The following is a 14,828-nucleotide window of genomic DNA, read 5'->3' as shown; positions in this document are numbered from 1 at the left end:
TGGCTCAGGCTTGGCTCCAAGCCTGTCGATGGCGAGCGACGCTGTACACCTGCTCGACTTGCTCGCCCGTCAGTACTCCGGAGAGGGGTGCCAGAGCCGCCACTTGGCGCTCCTGGTACACCCGGACACTGAGTTGCGTGGCGACCACTTGGAGATCGGTGACGCCGACGAAGACGAGTACGGGCTCAACCGGTACGGGAAAATCGCAGTAGTGCTCAAGCACCTGGACTACACGCTTGGCCTCCGCCCGGCTCTTGCGTGCGTAGGGCGCCGGTTTTCCGTGATTGACCTTCACGGCATCGTCGCCGACCCATACGGCCTTGTCGTGGTGGTGCTTCGTATTGATGCTGAACACCCCGCCCGGCCCGATCAGCAGGTGATCGACATCCACGCGATTGGCCAGGGGGATGGAATGCAGGACCCGCCATCCGTGACGCTCCAAGCGGTTCAGCTCGGCTCCAACTCGCCTCTCCCCCGCCAGTCCCTTATGCCATGAGTCCCACTCGGTAGGGCGCCGCAGGAGCCGTGAGACCACTCGCTCGATCAGCCCCGGGCCGGATTTGTCGAGCAGGTCGCGGAGGGATTCACCGGGACGGTTGGTGGCCAGGTCGTCGGCCGGCGTCAGAGGCGGCAGCATCGGGCCGTCTTCAGCTTCAGGTGCCCTCTGCGGCAAGACCGGCTCGGGGCTATCCCGTAAGTGGTGTGTCAGCACGGCGATCACGTCGTCGCGATACTCAGCGACCAAGACGGTGATGCTCCCCGTCTTCACGTCCGCCCAGCCGACCGCGACGCCATCAGGCAGATTCGCGTACACGCGATCATGTCCGTACCGCTTCCAGCGCGTGACCTTCAGCTCCACGAGCCCCCCCTCATCCGCTCTCAGCCCGAAGCATCGCAGCAGGTAGGGCTCAAAAACGAGAGAGGCCCCGGACAAGATGCCCAGAGCCTCAATGGGGTGCGAGTGCCTCACTCGTACTCGCGAAGGAGGTCCTCGATACGCCGGTTGGCAACGTCCTGCCGTCCGTCGAGGCACTTCGCGTAGCGGGTCAGCAGGACCTCCACGCTGTTGCCGGCGCGCTCGGCCACCTCGGTGGGGTCGACACCGGCGTTGAGCCACGTCGACAGCGCCGAGTGCCGGAGGTCGTACGGTCGACTCGCGAGCGGTGAGGCCGCGACGGCAGGCGGAAGCGCGAGGAGCCGAGCTTCCTGCCACACACGGTAGTAGGTCGAGGACGGGACGACCGAGCCCTTCTCGCTGAAGAACAGCCGCCCGTCGTCCGCCGTGCCGAAGGCGGCCAGGTGCTCGCGGAGCACGGTGACGAGGTGGGGCGGGATGGGCACCCGCCTGACGTCCTCGCTCGGCCGGTTCTTCAGCCCACGATCGTCATGAGTCTCCCCCGAGTCGGTCCACTGCTTGCCGACGGACGGCCGGGTCCGGTGGAGCAGCGCCGAGCCCCAGCCCTGCTCGGGAAGCTTCAGGTCCGTCTCGACGAGTCCGACCGCTTCCGCCGGCCGCAGGCCACCGAAGTACATGGCAGCGAACAGACCCACGAGGCGACGACCACGAGCACGCCGGTACCCGCCCACGTAGGAAACCGCCGCCAGGAGGTTCCGTGCCTGCTCCGGATTGGCGACAACTCGCGGGTCGACCTGGTTGGACACCTTCGGCTTCTGCCAGCGGACAGCAGTGATGGGGTTCTCCCGCAGCTCCCCCAGGTCGACGGCGTAGTTCGCGGCGTTGACTAGTGTCCGACGCTTGCGCCGCACGGTCTCCGCCGCTGCTGCCGTGCCGTCGAGCTTGAGCTTCAGCGAGTCGAGGACCGTGCGAGCCGTGGCCGCTTCAGCGAGATCGGCGAGCGGCCGGGATGCCTTGGACACCCAGTGGAGAATGTTCCGCACGTCGTCCGGGACTTCCCGGTCATCGGGCCCCGGCAGCACGAAGGCCCAGTTGCGTAATGCTCTGCGGATCTCCTCGTCGGATGGTCGTCCGGCGCGCTCGTCGAGGAGTTCCAGCGTCACGCTGGTGAGGGCTTCATTGATGCCGTCCCGTGTGTTGGGGGCGGCATGAGGCCATTTCATGGCGAGGTACCTAAGAGCGAAGGCGTACCACGACACGGCCGACTTCTTCTCTTCCATTGAGGCCGGAAGTCCCGACTCCGTGTCGAACTCCTCGCCGTCGCGCATGGCACGCATGAGCTTCGTGCGGTAGTGGTCGGCGAGCGCCTTGGTGCGGAAGGACTCCGAAAACACACCGCCTGCGACAGACCAGCGGACACCGTACGAGGGCGTCTTGGTGTCCCGCTTGCGGACGCCCCAGACCTTTACGTCGAGAGACTTCACGCCGCCTCCTCCAGCTGTCGCAGCCATGTGTTGAAGTCACTCCGCCAAACCCGCAGCTCTCCGTTGGGCAGCTTGAATGCGGCTGGCCCGTACCCCAGTTCTCGCCAGCGGTAGAACGTCCGACGGGAGACACCGCCCAGCTCATCCAGGACTTGGCGAACGGTCATCAGCTCGTCACGACGGGCGTCCATGTCGGTTCTCCTTCCGTTCCGGGGGCGGGTTCGAGGGATGCGGCCAGCCAGGCTTCACCGGTGCTGAGGCCCGTTCCGGCGAAGACCCAGTGGGCGAGGACGAGCGTGGTTTCGCCGTCCTGGGGAGCGACCGTGTCGGCTTGGGCGCGGCGCCATTCGGCGCGGGCGTCGCGGAGGGCGCCGAGGGTGGTGGAGTAGCGGCGGGACTTGGTGGAGAAGTGGCCGCGGAAGCCGAGCATGTGGGCCCAGGCGCGCAGGCGGAGGTGTTCGAGGTGCTTGCGGGCGCCGAGGGTCCAGGCCGTCCGGATCATGCGGCGGGCGTGGTCGGTGATCCGGGCCTGTGCCAGTTCTGCGAGGAAGCGGATCGGCCGGTCCAGGGTGCCGGTCGCTGTCTCGGCGCCTTTGGTGGCGTACTTGGCGATGTACGCGGCGACGGCCCGTTCGGTCAGCTCCTGGCCGCCGTCGAAGTCGGCAGAGCGGATGGTGCGCACGTCGAGTTGGCGGCCGAAGGTGAAGGTGTGGGTGCGGCCGTCGACGTCCGGTCCGTTGACTCGGGTGGCGGTGACGGCGGCCTGGATGGCGTCGGTCAGCAGCTCAGCGGACGCCCAGGCCGGAGGAGCCGTGTCGCCGCCCTCCGGGCCGTCGAGGCGGATGACCGCGTGGAAGTGGACGGCGCCCCGCTTCTGGTACTCGGCGACCTTGGCGAAGGAGAGGCGTGCGTGATGCCGAAACGCGCGCTGGGTGAGTCCGGCGCGCTTGGCGATCTCACGGCGCAGGTAGATCGAAAAGCGCCGCCAGAGGGCTCCGGCGTGGGCGTTCCAGAGGACAGCCGTTTCGTAGTCGTACGTGTCCGGGTCGACGGGCGTACCGAGGGTCGGGTCTGTGTCGTCGTACCGGTTACCGCAGCGGCAGGGCCGCCCGTTGGAGGGGCGGTTGTGGACCGGACCGAAGCTCGGTGCGGTGAGGGTGGCGAAGACGCGTGGGTGTGTGCCGACCTGTGCGGCGGTGCCCTTGCCGCCGCGGAGTCCGGCGGTGATCAGGTGGAAGGTGTCTCGGCGGTAGACCTCCGCGCAGGCCGCGCAGCGGGTGGCGCGGCGGTTGTTGCAGCGGACGAGGAGACTTCCGGCGGGCAGGGAGGACGAGTCGAGGTGGTGGAGGACGCGCCCGATCTCTCCGGTCGTCCGGTCGACGGCGTACTCGGTGCGGTGGCCGTCGAGGCGCACGGGGTTGGTGCAGCCGCCCAGGCCGGAGAGTTGGCGGGCCAGCTCGGGCATGGTGCCGAGGGAGGCCAGCATGGAGAGTTCCGCCAGCGGGGGCGGAGTCTGCCGGGTGATGATGGGTCTTCCTTTCGGCTGTTTCGGCGGTTGGGAGGGACGGCCCCGGGGCGGCGGGATGCTTGGCGGCTTGTTGCCGCCCCGGCGGCCGGTCAGCGCCTGTTGGCGCCGGTGACGAGAGAGCGCAGGACCACGGCGGCGATGGCCACGGACACGGCCGAGACGGCGACCGCCGCCAGGAGCGCGGTGAGGACAACGCCGACGACGACCACGGCGGCCACCGCACCGGCGCCGACCCCCACGAACGGGGCGACCGAGCGGCCGGCGGAAGGAGCCGGGGCGTGATCCTGCGGGATGTGGGTGGTGATGCTCGGGATGTGCGGGGTGTCGGGCAGCTTGGGGCGGAACATCGCGGGACTCCTTGTCGGTCGGGGTGTCATTCGTGGGTGCCGTTGACGACGTCGACCCCGGAGCGGGTGCCGGACTCGATGGCCGGGGCGAGGATGGTGTGCGAGAGCCAGAAGCCGAACAGGGCGATCACTACGGCGACCCAGAGGCGGATGCCGAGGAACTTGATCGCGGCCCAGGCAATGACGCCCAGGACGAAGACGAGCGGCAGCGAGACGGTCACGGGAGCTCCTCAGCGGACGCGGCAGCGGTGGGTGCGCGCGGCCAGCTCGGCGGCGGCGCGGCTGTCGTAGTCGGTGGCGAAGCCGCAGCGCGGAGCCGTGCAGGCGGCGGTGTGCTTCTCGCGGCCCCGGCCGTCGTAGTACGTGGCAACCTGGACGGGGCCGATGCGGACGACGCGGCGGAAACGGCGGTTGGCGGGCATCAGGGCATCTCCTTGTAGGACTCGCCGGTGAAGTCGGTGACGTGGTCGGCCAGCCAGCGCAAGATCTCGTCGCCCTCGTAGCTGTCGGCGGCGAGGATCACCGGCTCGGCGATCAGCACGGCTTCGGTCAGGCGGTTCTGTCGAGTCAGCTCGGCGGCGCGCTTCAGCGCGCGGAGCGTGGACGGGCGCAAGGGGGAAAGTCCTCCGGATCAGGTGAGTTGGGTGGTGATGGCTTCGGCGAGCGGCATCGGGACACCGAGCCGGGCGCGAAGGGTCGAGGTGTCGATGTCGGTTCCGGTCCGGGCGCGGTGTTCGTCGGCGACCTTCCGGGCGAGAGTGACGAGCGCGGGCGGTACCGGGGACGGAGGCGGTGAAGCCGAATCTGGTGCAGCGGCCGGTAGCTCGGGCGCAACCGTGGGCGGCTCGACGTCTGTGGCGGTCGGTTCCGGCGCCTGTGCCGTCGAAGGTGGTTCTGGTGCCGTCGCCGGATCCGCGCTGGGATTCATTGCTCCGTGAGCGAGCAGCGTGCCGCCGAGGAAGGCGACCGCGGGCCATCCGGCGACGAGGATGCGGAGCCAGGCCGGTACGTCCTCCAGGTCGAGCAGTCCGGCGGTGGCGACGTTGGCGCCGAGGGATGCCGTCAGTGCGACGAGGAACCAGCACCACCCGGCGGTTTTCGCCTCACCGGAGCGCAGGCGACGCCAGGCCGCCACCAACAGCAGGTCGACGGAGACCGGATAGGCCCACGCCTTCCAGCCGTCCTGTCCGGCAGCGAGCGCCAGGTCATGCAGGTGAGCGAAGGACAGCGCGGCGGCGATCACCGCTTGAACGAGCACGGCGTCCACACGGACGGGCAAGGCACGCACGGCCACTCCTTCCAGTTCCGGGCATGGGTGGGGTAGGGACTTGGCGCGGGACGGCCGCGCCGACGGTCGGAGCGGGGTTGGCTACTCGGTGATGGGCCGAGGAGTGGCCAGGGGGCCGGACTCCTTCACCGGCATGGGTGGAACGTGAGGCCGGAACGGCGCGAGCGCCGGAACGTCTGGGGCGAGGTGCGCCGTCTCGCGGCAAGTGGCCGCAGCGTCGGCGAGGGACAGGTGAGGGGTGCGGATGCGGGACCAGCCGCCGGACGTGTCGCCGACGACGGCGAGGCCGGGCAACTCGGCCGCTATGGCGCAGGAGGCCATAACAGCCTCGGGGGCGATGTCACCGAGCGCCATCTTTGCGGACGCTTCGTCGTTCACCCGATGGCAGACACGGCCGGTGAGCTGAGCCCGGAGCATGGTCGCTCCCTTGCCCAGTTCGGCCCCGAAGCGCTGCCCGCAGATCTCCAGATAGATGCCGGCCGCGCGGCCGAGCTGAGCGAGCCGGATGAGCTGGGTGACCATCTCGTCTCGTCGCTCCTCCTCCTTCCTTGTGGCGACGAGGAAGAGTTCTGCCACTTCGTCGACGAACAGCACGATGGGAGCCGGGCGTTCGTCCTCCGGCAGGCCCCAGACGTCCGAGGTGATCAGCTCATCCGGGGTGCCGGGCGCGATGCCCTGCCGTGCTTTGATCAGGTCGTATCGGTCCTCCATTTCCTTGACGAGCGCGGGCAGCAGATCGGACGCCTGCTCCGGGTCGGTCGCCAGCGCCGAGAGCCGAGGAGCGAACGGCGCCAGCTCCACACCGCGCTTGCAGTCGATCCCGACCAGGACGACCGGCTGGGCGGCCAGGCCGGCGAGCAGGTTCCGCAGGAACATGGACTTGCCGGACAGCGTGGCGCCGAGCACGAGTTCGTGGGGTACGGCCCGGTAGTCCCGTACGAAGGCGGTTGCGTCCTCCCGCAGAGCCACCGGCACGCGGAGCGGACCAGCCTCAGTCCGGCGAGGCATCCGCACCTTCCGCAGGACGTCGAAGCCGACGAGCCGCAGTTCCACGACACCGGGCTTGACGTCCCGCACGTACACGGCGTGAACGCCCCAGGCGTGCCGGAGCCGTTCGGCCGAGGCCGCCACGTCCGCTGGTTCCTGGCCCGGAGCAAGTCGCAGTCGAAGCCGCAGACCGGTCGAGGTGGGCCGGATCATGCCTCGGCGAGGAGGCACCGGCCGGACCTCACGGCGAGTCGTGGCCTTGACGGCCAGGGCCCGCCACCGGGGCGGCTCGACTGTCAGGCCACACGCGTCCATCGTGGACGTGTACGAGGCCAGCAGCCGGGCCACCGAAAGGGGCAGCCGAACCGTGGACCAGTACGCCGCGGGATGGGCATGCCGGGCGTAGGCCGCGCCGCCTAAAGCAGCGAGCGCCCCGCCCAGCTCGGCCCACGTCACCAGGTCTGTCACGACGATCAGCCCGCCTGCTCCATCGGGAGGGCGCCGGGAGCAACGGCGGTCGCCCGGTAGGCGATGCCATGCCGCTGCTGCCCGTTGAACACGCTCTCCCACGGCCGGGCGATGAGCCCCGGCAGCGCTACCGGGGCCCCCACGGTCAGTCCGTCCGTCACACCGCTCTCAGGAACGGTCACCTGGATAAGCGACGACTCACCCTCGTCGATGTAGACGACGCCGACCGTCATCAGCGCCTCACCACTCACGGCGTCCTTGGCGATCTCACCGGTCTGCCGGTCGCGCACCTTCGGCGCCGGCGCTTCGGTGAGCAGGATCGTGGCGGCCGAGGCATCAATACGGATCACACGCACAGATTTCTCCTCTTGAGTCGATCAACTCGCCACCTGACAAGTTGACTTAGCAAGTTCGAAGCTAGAGATGCCAAGTTGACTTGTCAAGTGCGAATCGAGATGGAGCGGCGGCGAACGGGCCGCCCATCGGGCTCAGTTCAGACGGTAGGTGTCTTCCAGTTCCTGCCGGTCGGCGGGAAGCAGCACGTCGGAGACTTGCAGCGCCTGCCCGGAAGCGTCACACGCGACGACCAGGACACTGAGGACCGGAACCCCCTCAGGGAGATCCAGAAGCTCCGCTTCGGAGGGCTCCGGCAGACGTGCCGAAACCCGTTCCGTCACATGGTCGAAGCGGACCTTCTTGCGCGTCTCCAGGTGTGCGCGGGTGCCCCCTACCAGCACGTCGGCGCTCTCCAGTTCCGTACCTTCGACCAGGCCGGCGGGGAAGTAGGACGACACCAGCTCCACCGGTTCGCCATCCTCCTCCGCCAGGAACCGGCGCATGAGAATCTTGGCCCGCTTGGGCAGCCCGAGGACGGATGCGACTCGCGCCGGAACAGGGACGTAACCGACTTCGACCAACCGGCCCGCCGCTTGCGACTCATCGCGTGTGAGCGTCTCACTCCCCCGGCGGTCCTTCTGCTCGACGACAGCCGGGCGGCCTCGCACGATCGTGCCGAATCCCTGTCGGGACTCCAGCCAGCCATCACGCTTCAGCAGTTCCAGCGCCCGCACGACGGTGGGGCGGGACATCCCGAAGGACTGCACCAACTGGTTCTCGCTGGGCACCCGAGTGCCAGGCGGGTACGTGCCGTCCTCGATGCGACGCTGGATCGTCTGCGCGAGGCGCACGTACTTCGGTGGCTCCACTTCATACGCCATGAACGCCGCCTGTCGAGATTGGCCAAGTCAGCTGGTCAACCAGACTAGCGAATCTTCGATTATCGAAATAGAAGCGGAGCGAACTCTTACCTTCCGGGCCAGGCATCGGCCACCAGGAAGGAGACGACGGTTCCGCCGAAGCGGCTCGGTGCGGCGTGCCACGACTCGGCCAGCGAGTCGACCAGGAGCAGTCCGCGCCCGTGGGAGTCGTTGGCGTCGGGATGCCTCAGTCGCACGTTCGCCGGAAAGCCGGGGTTGTGCACGTCGACCCGGAGCGAGGTCCCCTCACGGAACCACTCAACCCGTACGAGCCAGGGTTCGTCCAACCGGCCGTAAGCGATGGCGTTGGTGACTAGCTCCGAGATCATCAGCACGCAGTCGTCGACGGCGCAGGCTGGGTTGTACGGGGCGATGAACTTGCGGAACCAGCGCCGAGCCCGCGGCACAGACTCAGCGACGGGGTGCAAGGTCATCGCACCGAGACGCGGTGATTCCTCTGACGGGTAGCGGTCGATCATGTAGGCCATCGGGTGCTCACTTCCTGCCGCTGCCGTCGCAGTCGAGGCAGCGCCGCTTCGATGTGGCGCGGGCGCGGTCGGCAGCGGCGGCAAGCGCCAGGGTCGTCCGCGAGTCGACGCGCTTCCAACCGCGCCCCCGGCAACCCGGCAAGGTAAGTGCGTGCCCTGATCCGGCCGCTGACTCGTCACACCGCGCCTCCTCCCAGTAAGTGGCCTTAGCCACTTTCTGGATAGTGGCATTAGCCACTTGAGCACGCAAGCGATTCGGCGCAACTGGCCCCCTCAGGTGAGGGGGTAGCCCTGCTCGAACGCCCAACGATGCGGCGGGTAGGTAGCCTCAGCGAACTCCAACGGCCGGTCCTGGAGGTCGAAGACGACGTGGTGCACGATCAGCACGGCAGAGCCGGCGGCAAGTTGAAGGTCCTCGGCCTCTTCCTCAGTCGCCGCACGCGCGCACATGCGATCTTCCGCGTAACTCCCCTGCCGACCGGTCATGTTCTCGACGTACAGCAACGTCCCCTCTTGGATCCGCTCCGGCTCCAGAAGCTTCGGCGCACGCTGACCGACATCCGGAGCGAACCACGACGTGGACAGCGTGATCGGGCCGTCCTGGTTGTTGGTCACCCGCCGCCGGTGCACCGCCCGACAGTCCTTGACCAGGCCCAGGGCCTCAGCCACGTGATCCGGCGCCTCCAGCCAACCGGCAGAGGTGATCACGGCATACTCACCCGGCGTGTAGATCTTCCCGGTCTGCCGAGCTCGCCCGTACAACTCCCGAGCCCGCCGGTTGACTTCGAGGCTCCGCACGTACGTGCCCGACCCCTGACGCTTCTCGACAAGCCCTTGATGACTCAGCGCCTCCAACGACCGCGCGGCCGTGGGCCGGGACACCTTCCAGTCCGCCGCCAACTGCCGTTCGGACGGCACCTCGTCGCCCGGTCGCAGGTCACCCCGAAGAATCTGATCACGGATGTAGTGCGCGATCTGGAGATACTTCGGCTGAGCCTCCTCGATCTGCGGCATCAGTCCTCCTCACCCAAGGCGAGCCCCAGGCGAGTAGTCGGGCACCCCGCTACCGAGCTGAGGCCTGCTTCTCGATAAAAGTGGCTATGGCCTTTAGCCACTATAGAGTGAGTGGTCAACCCCCCACCCCGTAGGCTGATCCGCATGACGCGGTTGATCGTCGCAGCAGGAGGAGGGGGCGACGCAGTCGCCGCCGCAATGATTCACGCCGCCCTCTACGGCGACGAGGACCAGGCGGTGATCCTCACGTACGCGTGGGACCGCCTCCTGATCGACCCGGTTCCGGGTCCCCGAGGACCGGACAACTTCACCGGCCTCCAGCCCCTCACCCCAGCAGTCTGGGCAGTGCCGGCCGAGGCCCGCCCGGTCGCTCCGGCAGGCTCGACTCTCCCCCGGCTTGCAGCAGAGCTCCGGCACACGTTCGCGCTGATCGATCCGCGCCACGGGGTCGAGGGCGTCACCCGCCAACTCGAAGAGCTGGTGGACCACTTGTCACCAGAGTCGATCGACCTCCTGGACGTGGGCGGTGACATCCTCGCCCGCGGCGACGAGCCAACGCTGAAGAGCCCACTTGCCGACGCCGTCACACTCGCTGCGTGCTGCCAGGTGAACGCTCCCGTCCGCCTGTTGGTGGCGGGCCCCGGCCTTGATGGCGAACTCCCTCTCGACGAACTGCGCGGCATGCTCGGCCCGCTCATCCACACCCTCACCGCGAAGGACGTCGAGCCGATCAGCTCGGTCCTGGAATGGCACCCCTCCGAGGCAACCGGCATGCTCGCAGCGACAGCCCGAGGCGTACGCGGCACCTGCGAGATGCGAGACGCCGGCCTCCCTGTCCCCCTCGCCGACGAGGGACCGACGGTCCATGAGGTCGACCTAGACGAGGCGCTCACCCGCAACCAGTTGGCCCGCGCCATCCTGACGACCGCCACCCTGGACGAGGTCGAGGCGTACAGCCGCGAAATCTGCGGCTACTCGGAAATCGACTACGAGCGCAACAAGGCCACATGGCTTAAGGACCAGCCACCGGTACAACTCGACCCAGAAGCCTCACTGTCCCAGCTCGACCAGTTCGAAGCCGAGGCGCGCAGCCGCGGAGTCACCCACACGACGTTCCGCCGCATCACCGAGGCCCTGAACCTCAACGGCTCCTTGCGCGAGGACCTGCGCCAGCTGCTCATCAGCAGCCGTCCGAAACAGTACGACGCTCCCTTGTGGCGCATCACAGTCCCTACTGAGTAACAACCTTCTTCACGGGTTCAAGTGCCCGCGCACGGCGCGGGCGCGCGCCGCCTCTGCGGCGCGGCCTGCCTCCTGTCTTCGCCCCGGCTGGCCGCGCCCGGCGGCGCGCTCGGCGACTGCGGGCAAGAAGAGGGAGACACCCTCTGTGGCTGGGGCGGTCGGCTCCACGACTTTAGGCAGCCACCATGGGGCGAGCCTCGAAGATCATGGCCCCAACGTCGTGCCTTAACGGGCAGGTCCACAGACTGCCCGACGCGCCGGAAGCTTACGGGGCCATGATCACTCGCCCCATGGCAGCTCCTGCCCAAAGTCGCTCCGCCGACCTCGTCGCGGCACCGCGCAACTCCCGCACCGTGAACATCAAGAGTGATCCCCTCAAGAAATGTTCGTCACCACAACATCTCTCCCGAAGCGACCTCGTCGACGACCGCTTCTGGCCCCTCTGCAGTCCATCGCCTGAGGAATTCGTCCAGCCGTCCAGCCTGCAAGCATGCCGCCACCGCCTTCAGGTCCAAGGCGGTCTGCAAAGTCGGATCATTCAAGGTGGGCCGATTGAACGCGAAGATGGCGTCGTAGAGATATTTGAGCCTGTCCTTGTGGATCCTGTAATGCTCACCATCTGGCGTGAAGTCCGCGCCTTGACCCCACCGAATGTCGATGAGGCCGTCAATATAACCGGACCTCAAAGACACCGGATCCAGGTTGGCAACAAGGGCCCCACGAACCTTAAGGGCAGAGGAATCATCCCGGTAGTAAGAGCCGAACTTTACCAATTGGTAAGTTCCCTTTTTAATGTCGTCAGTGCGCCCCAAGCCGGGTTTGGTTTTATTCGAATCGATCTCGTCACCCCAACCATTGACGAGATAGGCCAACCGTATAGCCCGCCCTTGTCGCTGAACCTTCGGCGTACTGTACGCCTCATACAACTCTATCCAGGCAGCCAGGTACTCACGGAATTTATCCGGTCGCCGGAAGTGCTCAATCATAGGCACGTACGGCCAGTCTGCAGCAGTCTTCTCGCCGAGCGGGACTGACCAACCGCGATGAGGCACTGCAAGGTTAAGAGACACGCCGGCCAAGTTCATATCAACCAAGGAGTGCTGGCCGTACTCCCGGGGCTCACCGGATGCATCTGTAAGCAGAGCCTCCGGCAAGTCCACAACAAGAGGGAAGGTGACCATCGGCGATGCTTTTATTTCGAACAACAGGAGAAGATCGTCTCGATAGCCGATGGCATCGACATCGTGCGACTGCTTTGTGATGGTAGCGACGGCGAAAGGTTCATCGTTCGCCGCTGCGATCATCTGGAGAAGCAAGACAGAGACCACAGTAGTGATTTCGCCAATGTGGTGACTCGTGGGCTTATGCTGCGCGCCATTAAGTCTGGGCCCAAGGCCGACTTCGATACAACAGTGCGGACATTGCTTAAGGAAGGAATAATAAGCTTTGGGACTCTCCCGCGAGCGGTTGCAATAAATCCATTTTGCGTTGACCACTCGACCGTGCAGATACTCTGCGTTCGAGACCAAGTCGAATGCCGCCGAGAGCGCCAGCTGAAAAAGCGAGTCCTCCCTGAAGGCTTTCTCCAGGAATGGGTCGTTCAGATGCTGACCCTCCTGGATCAACTCTTTATATGAGTTGATCAAAACTCCCAGCAATTGACTTGCGCGTCTAACGTCAACGTAGTCGTTATTCAGGAGATCGGTATCTGCCAGGCGTAGCAGATCCGCAATCTTGTCCTTTTTGGAAGAATCAGCGAAGTCTGGAAAATTCAGTGTCACGCAATGGCTCCAAAGTCCAGCTCAAGCTGAGCCGAGGAGCTGGCCGGCCTCAGAAGTGCCGCCGCCCCCTCAGCAAGGAACTTCTCGATACTGTTTTTTACGACCCAGCGCACAGCTGGCACGCAGACAGCATCGCCAAAGGCGTATAGAGCCGACTGCTCTCCGTCAGGAATCACAAAGTTCGGCGACATATTCGGCAGCGCAACGCCCTGGAGCCGTGCACTCTCAATGCCCGTGATCTTCCTAACCTGCGCTGTGCCGTTTCGAAGTCGGACAATGAACTGAATCGACGACCCGCCCTTCGGCGTCCGCAGGCAAGCCGCAAGACCGTCCCACCGAATATTGATGATCTGTTCGCGGAGGCCTCTACGACGACCTCTCCGAGTTGCAGTCAAGTAGACGTCTGCCCCGGAATTCATCAAGTCCATCAATCGCGGCTTATGGTCATGCTCCAGATGCGACCAGAAGTAATCCATTCGCTCTGCATCCCACCAGCGACGATCACCAGATGGGATCTCTTCAATCACATCCTGCAGCGAGATCTCTCTCTCAGGCAGAGAGGGAAAATCAAAGAATGCCCACGGCAGATCCCTATTACGCTCAAAGACTTGACGAACCTTGTAGCGTCGGATGTGGGTATCTGGCATCTCGACGCCTACCGCAAGGCTGGCATCACGCACTGCGACGACGAAGACACGGTTACGCGTCTGGGGCGTGAAGTGTTGAGCGTCCACCTGGATAAGATCGAATGAATAGCCGAGCTTCGCAATCTCAGTAAGAAGGAGATCGATGCTGCGCCCTTCATGGAGCGTCAGAAGGCCGACTACATTCTCCAGAAGAAGGAACTGCGGAGCTTTCCCTTGAGTGATCAGGTCGGAAACATGTTCGAGAAAAGACCATACAATGCCGCTATGCTCGGCTTCGATCCCGCGCCTCCCTCCCGCCTGACTAAGGTCAATACAGGGGAAGGATGCCGTCGCCAGAAGAGCGTGAGGCAGGCTAGACGCAGGGATATCGCGAATGTCGGCATCGGAGAAGGGAACGTCCGGATAATTCGCCTTGTAAGCTGCAACCTTACGCGGGTCATTGTCGTTGGCTAGCGAGCAATGCCAACCAAGGGGAGACAAGGCTTCGTGGATAAGCCCAATACCCGCAAAAAACTCAATGAAGCTTTTACTCTGAAGCGCCCCACCTCCAGGGAGGACGTTGAGTTGCTTGGCAGAGCTGCGACGCTGAGTGATCACTATGTACCTTTGAGTATCGTAAAGCCTCGTTCGAGCTGTCAGCATGGGGCGTGTCGGCACGGTCGATCACGCATCCTCTCACACCAGCCCAGCCTGTTTCAGTAGTTGGGCAAGCGGCACGCACGCCGGAACAAGGAGCCACCTGGCCTACGTCTTCACTCGCACTGTCGAATCATCCCCACTCCGGGTGAGTTACGCAGGCTGCACTCCTGGCAATCGCCCCGCCATGGGCCCGCGGACCCTGTAGCCCGCACGTAGCCAGGGCTACGGTGGCTGCATGGTCACGTCCCCACGCCCTTCATGGGCATCGAGCGACGCGGCACGCTCAACGATGCGCGCCAACCGCAGCCGTGACTCGCACCCCGAGATGGCCCTGAGGAGGGCAGTCCATGCCCTGGGTTTGCGTTACCGAGTGTGCAAGCGGCCTCTGCCGAGTCTGCGGCGCACAGCCGATCTGGTGTTCTCCCGCGCTAGGGTCGCTGTCTTCCTAGACGGCTGCTTCTGGCACGGCTGCCCCAAGCATCACAGCACCCCCCTTACTCATTCGGCGTACTGGTCTAACAAGATTCGCGGGAACCAAGACCGCGACCGCGACACGGACGCGCAGCTTGCTGCCGCCGGCTGGCTCACTATCCGCGTGTGGGAACACGAGGACCCCGTCCAGGCAGCCCAGTTGATAGCCCAGTCCGTTCGTGCCCGAAGTAACGGACCGCACTGACCAGTGGCAGAACCAGCGTGCTTTGCCAGAGCGCTACCCGCTAGCCGCGGACCACCCGCGGACAGAGTCCGGCTGGCGAGTTGCATATGAGGCTGTGACCTGCTGGAACACAGGAGAGCCAAGCGGC

The 14,828-nt window shown here is 65.7% G+C and carries 18 protein-coding genes; 2 read left to right on the top strand and 16 right to left on the bottom strand.

The annotated features are described in order from the left end of the window. Positions 1-4: 4 nt before the first annotated feature. The 14 genes from IE97_RS0128140 to IE97_RS0128075 all read right to left on the bottom strand — a co-directional run bounded on the left by IE97_RS0128140 (position 5) and on the right by IE97_RS0128075 (position 9,716). A complete protein-coding gene (locus IE97_RS0128140; protein WP_106975449.1) occupies positions 5-859 on the bottom strand; it encodes a nuclease-related domain-containing protein in 855 nt (284 codons plus the stop codon). A 107-nt stretch (positions 860-966) separates the two neighbouring features. Continuing rightward, positions 967-2,340 carry a tyrosine-type recombinase/integrase gene (locus IE97_RS0128135; RefSeq protein ID WP_030246380.1) on the bottom strand — a complete coding sequence of 458 codons (1,374 nt, stop codon included), beginning with the start codon at positions 2,338-2,340 and terminating at the stop codon, positions 967-969. Beyond that, positions 2,337-2,531 carry a helix-turn-helix transcriptional regulator gene (locus IE97_RS0128130; protein WP_030246378.1) on the bottom strand — a complete coding sequence of 65 codons (195 nt, stop codon included), beginning with the start codon at positions 2,529-2,531 and terminating at the stop codon, positions 2,337-2,339. The genes IE97_RS0128135 and IE97_RS0128130 overlap by 4 nt, the downstream gene beginning before the upstream one ends. Continuing rightward, a complete protein-coding gene (locus tag IE97_RS0128125; RefSeq protein ID WP_030246377.1) occupies positions 2,507-3,826 on the bottom strand; it encodes a replication initiator in 1,320 nt (439 codons plus the stop codon). Before IE97_RS0128125 ends, IE97_RS0128130 begins: the two co-directional genes overlap by 25 nt. Before the next feature lie 131 nt (positions 3,827-3,957). Next, positions 3,958-4,215: a hypothetical protein gene (locus IE97_RS0128120; protein WP_030246374.1), complete on the bottom strand. Its 258-nt coding sequence runs from the start codon at positions 4,213-4,215 to the stop codon at positions 3,958-3,960. Positions 4,216-4,241: 26 nt separating this feature from the next. After that, positions 4,242-4,436: a hypothetical protein gene (locus tag IE97_RS0128115; RefSeq protein WP_030246370.1), complete on the bottom strand. Its 195-nt coding sequence runs from the start codon at positions 4,434-4,436 to the stop codon at positions 4,242-4,244. A 9-nt stretch (positions 4,437-4,445) separates the two neighbouring features. Further along, positions 4,446-4,637 (bottom strand): mobile element transfer protein, encoded by a 192-nt coding sequence (locus IE97_RS0128110; RefSeq protein ID WP_030246367.1) that lies wholly within the window; start codon positions 4,635-4,637, stop codon positions 4,446-4,448. Next, positions 4,637-4,828, bottom strand: coding sequence for a hypothetical protein (locus IE97_RS0128105; RefSeq protein WP_030246363.1), 192 nt, complete (start codon positions 4,826-4,828; stop codon positions 4,637-4,639). The genes IE97_RS0128110 and IE97_RS0128105 overlap by 1 nt, the downstream gene beginning before the upstream one ends. Positions 4,829-4,846: 18 nt before the next feature. Next, positions 4,847-5,503: a DUF2637 domain-containing protein gene (locus tag IE97_RS0128100; RefSeq protein ID WP_030246361.1), complete on the bottom strand. Its 657-nt coding sequence runs from the start codon at positions 5,501-5,503 to the stop codon at positions 4,847-4,849. A gap of 81 nt (positions 5,504-5,584) precedes the next feature. Further along, complete coding sequence (locus tag IE97_RS0128095; protein ID WP_030246358.1) at positions 5,585-6,958, bottom strand: FtsK/SpoIIIE domain-containing protein; 1,374 nt, start codon at positions 6,956-6,958, stop codon at positions 5,585-5,587. A 5-nt stretch (positions 6,959-6,963) separates the two neighbouring features. Continuing rightward, complete coding sequence (locus tag IE97_RS0128090; protein ID WP_030246357.1) at positions 6,964-7,314, bottom strand: hypothetical protein; 351 nt, start codon at positions 7,312-7,314, stop codon at positions 6,964-6,966. A gap of 132 nt (positions 7,315-7,446) precedes the next feature. Beyond that, entirely contained in the window at positions 7,447-8,175 is a 729-nt protein-coding gene (locus IE97_RS0128085) for a GntR family transcriptional regulator (RefSeq protein WP_030246355.1), read from the bottom strand. A gap of 86 nt (positions 8,176-8,261) precedes the next feature. Then, the gene (locus IE97_RS0128080) at positions 8,262-8,702 is read right to left on the bottom strand and encodes an ATP-binding protein (protein ID WP_030246352.1); all 441 of its coding nucleotides are present in this window, start codon (positions 8,700-8,702) and stop codon (positions 8,262-8,264) included. Between the two features lie 273 nt (positions 8,703-8,975). Beyond that, a complete protein-coding gene (locus IE97_RS0128075; protein WP_030246350.1) occupies positions 8,976-9,716 on the bottom strand; it encodes a GntR family transcriptional regulator in 741 nt (246 codons plus the stop codon). A gap of 144 nt (positions 9,717-9,860) precedes the next feature. On the opposite strand from IE97_RS0128075, the gene IE97_RS0128070 reads away from it, so the two are divergent. After that, positions 9,861-10,958: a DUF1152 domain-containing protein gene (locus IE97_RS0128070; protein ID WP_078603420.1), complete on the top strand. Its 1,098-nt coding sequence runs from the start codon at positions 9,861-9,863 to the stop codon at positions 10,956-10,958. Positions 10,959-11,347: 389 nt separating this feature from the next. Here the strand turns inward: IE97_RS0128070 and IE97_RS0128065 are convergent, their stop codons facing one another. Beyond that, complete coding sequence (locus IE97_RS0128065) at positions 11,348-12,739, bottom strand: hypothetical protein (protein WP_158708351.1); 1,392 nt, start codon at positions 12,737-12,739, stop codon at positions 11,348-11,350. Further along, positions 12,736-13,983, bottom strand: a complete 1,248-nt coding sequence (locus IE97_RS40855) for a DNA cytosine methyltransferase (protein WP_158708350.1) — start codon at positions 13,981-13,983, stop codon at positions 12,736-12,738. The genes IE97_RS0128065 and IE97_RS40855 overlap by 4 nt, the downstream gene beginning before the upstream one ends. A gap of 277 nt (positions 13,984-14,260) precedes the next feature. Here IE97_RS40855 and IE97_RS40850 point away from each other — a divergent pair, with 277 nt between their 5' ends. Beyond that, complete coding sequence (locus IE97_RS40850; protein ID WP_199809841.1) at positions 14,261-14,701, top strand: very short patch repair endonuclease; 441 nt, start codon at positions 14,261-14,263, stop codon at positions 14,699-14,701. Positions 14,702-14,828: the final 127 nt, after the last annotated feature.

The organism is Streptomyces sp. NRRL S-455 (assembly GCF_000717875.1).
GTDB lineage: Bacteria > Actinomycetota > Actinomycetes > Streptomycetales > Streptomycetaceae > Streptomyces.
The sequence above is the reverse complement of the archived record's forward strand: the minus strand, read 5'-3'. Positions and strand labels throughout refer to the sequence as shown.

Bases quoted from the DNA above. Each gene is read 5' to 3' on its own strand.
- IE97_RS0128130 (WP_030246378.1), bottom strand. From the start codon at position 2,531: ATGGACGCCCGTCGTGACGAGCTGATGACCGTTCGCCAAGTCCTGGAT.
- IE97_RS0128110 (WP_030246367.1), bottom strand. From the start codon at position 4,637: ATGCCCGCCAACCGCCGTTTCCGCCGCGTCGTCCGCATCGGCCCCGTC.
- IE97_RS0128070 (WP_078603420.1), top strand. From the start codon at position 9,861: ATGACGCGGTTGATCGTCGCAGCAGGAGGAGGGGGCGACGCAGTCGCC.
- IE97_RS0128085 (WP_030246355.1), bottom strand. From the start codon at position 8,175: ATGGCGTATGAAGTGGAGCCACCGAAGTACGTGCGCCTCGCGCAGACG.
- IE97_RS0128125 (WP_030246377.1), bottom strand. From the start codon at position 3,826: ATGCTGGCCTCCCTCGGCACCATGCCCGAGCTGGCCCGCCAACTCTCC.
- IE97_RS0128120 (WP_030246374.1), bottom strand. From the start codon at position 4,215: ATGTTCCGCCCCAAGCTGCCCGACACCCCGCACATCCCGAGCATCACC.
- IE97_RS0128075 (WP_030246350.1), bottom strand. From the start codon at position 9,716: ATGCCGCAGATCGAGGAGGCTCAGCCGAAGTATCTCCAGATCGCGCAC.
- IE97_RS0128080 (WP_030246352.1), bottom strand. From the start codon at position 8,702: ATGGCCTACATGATCGACCGCTACCCGTCAGAGGAATCACCGCGTCTC.
- IE97_RS40850 (WP_199809841.1), top strand. From the start codon at position 14,261: ATGGTCACGTCCCCACGCCCTTCATGGGCATCGAGCGACGCGGCACGC.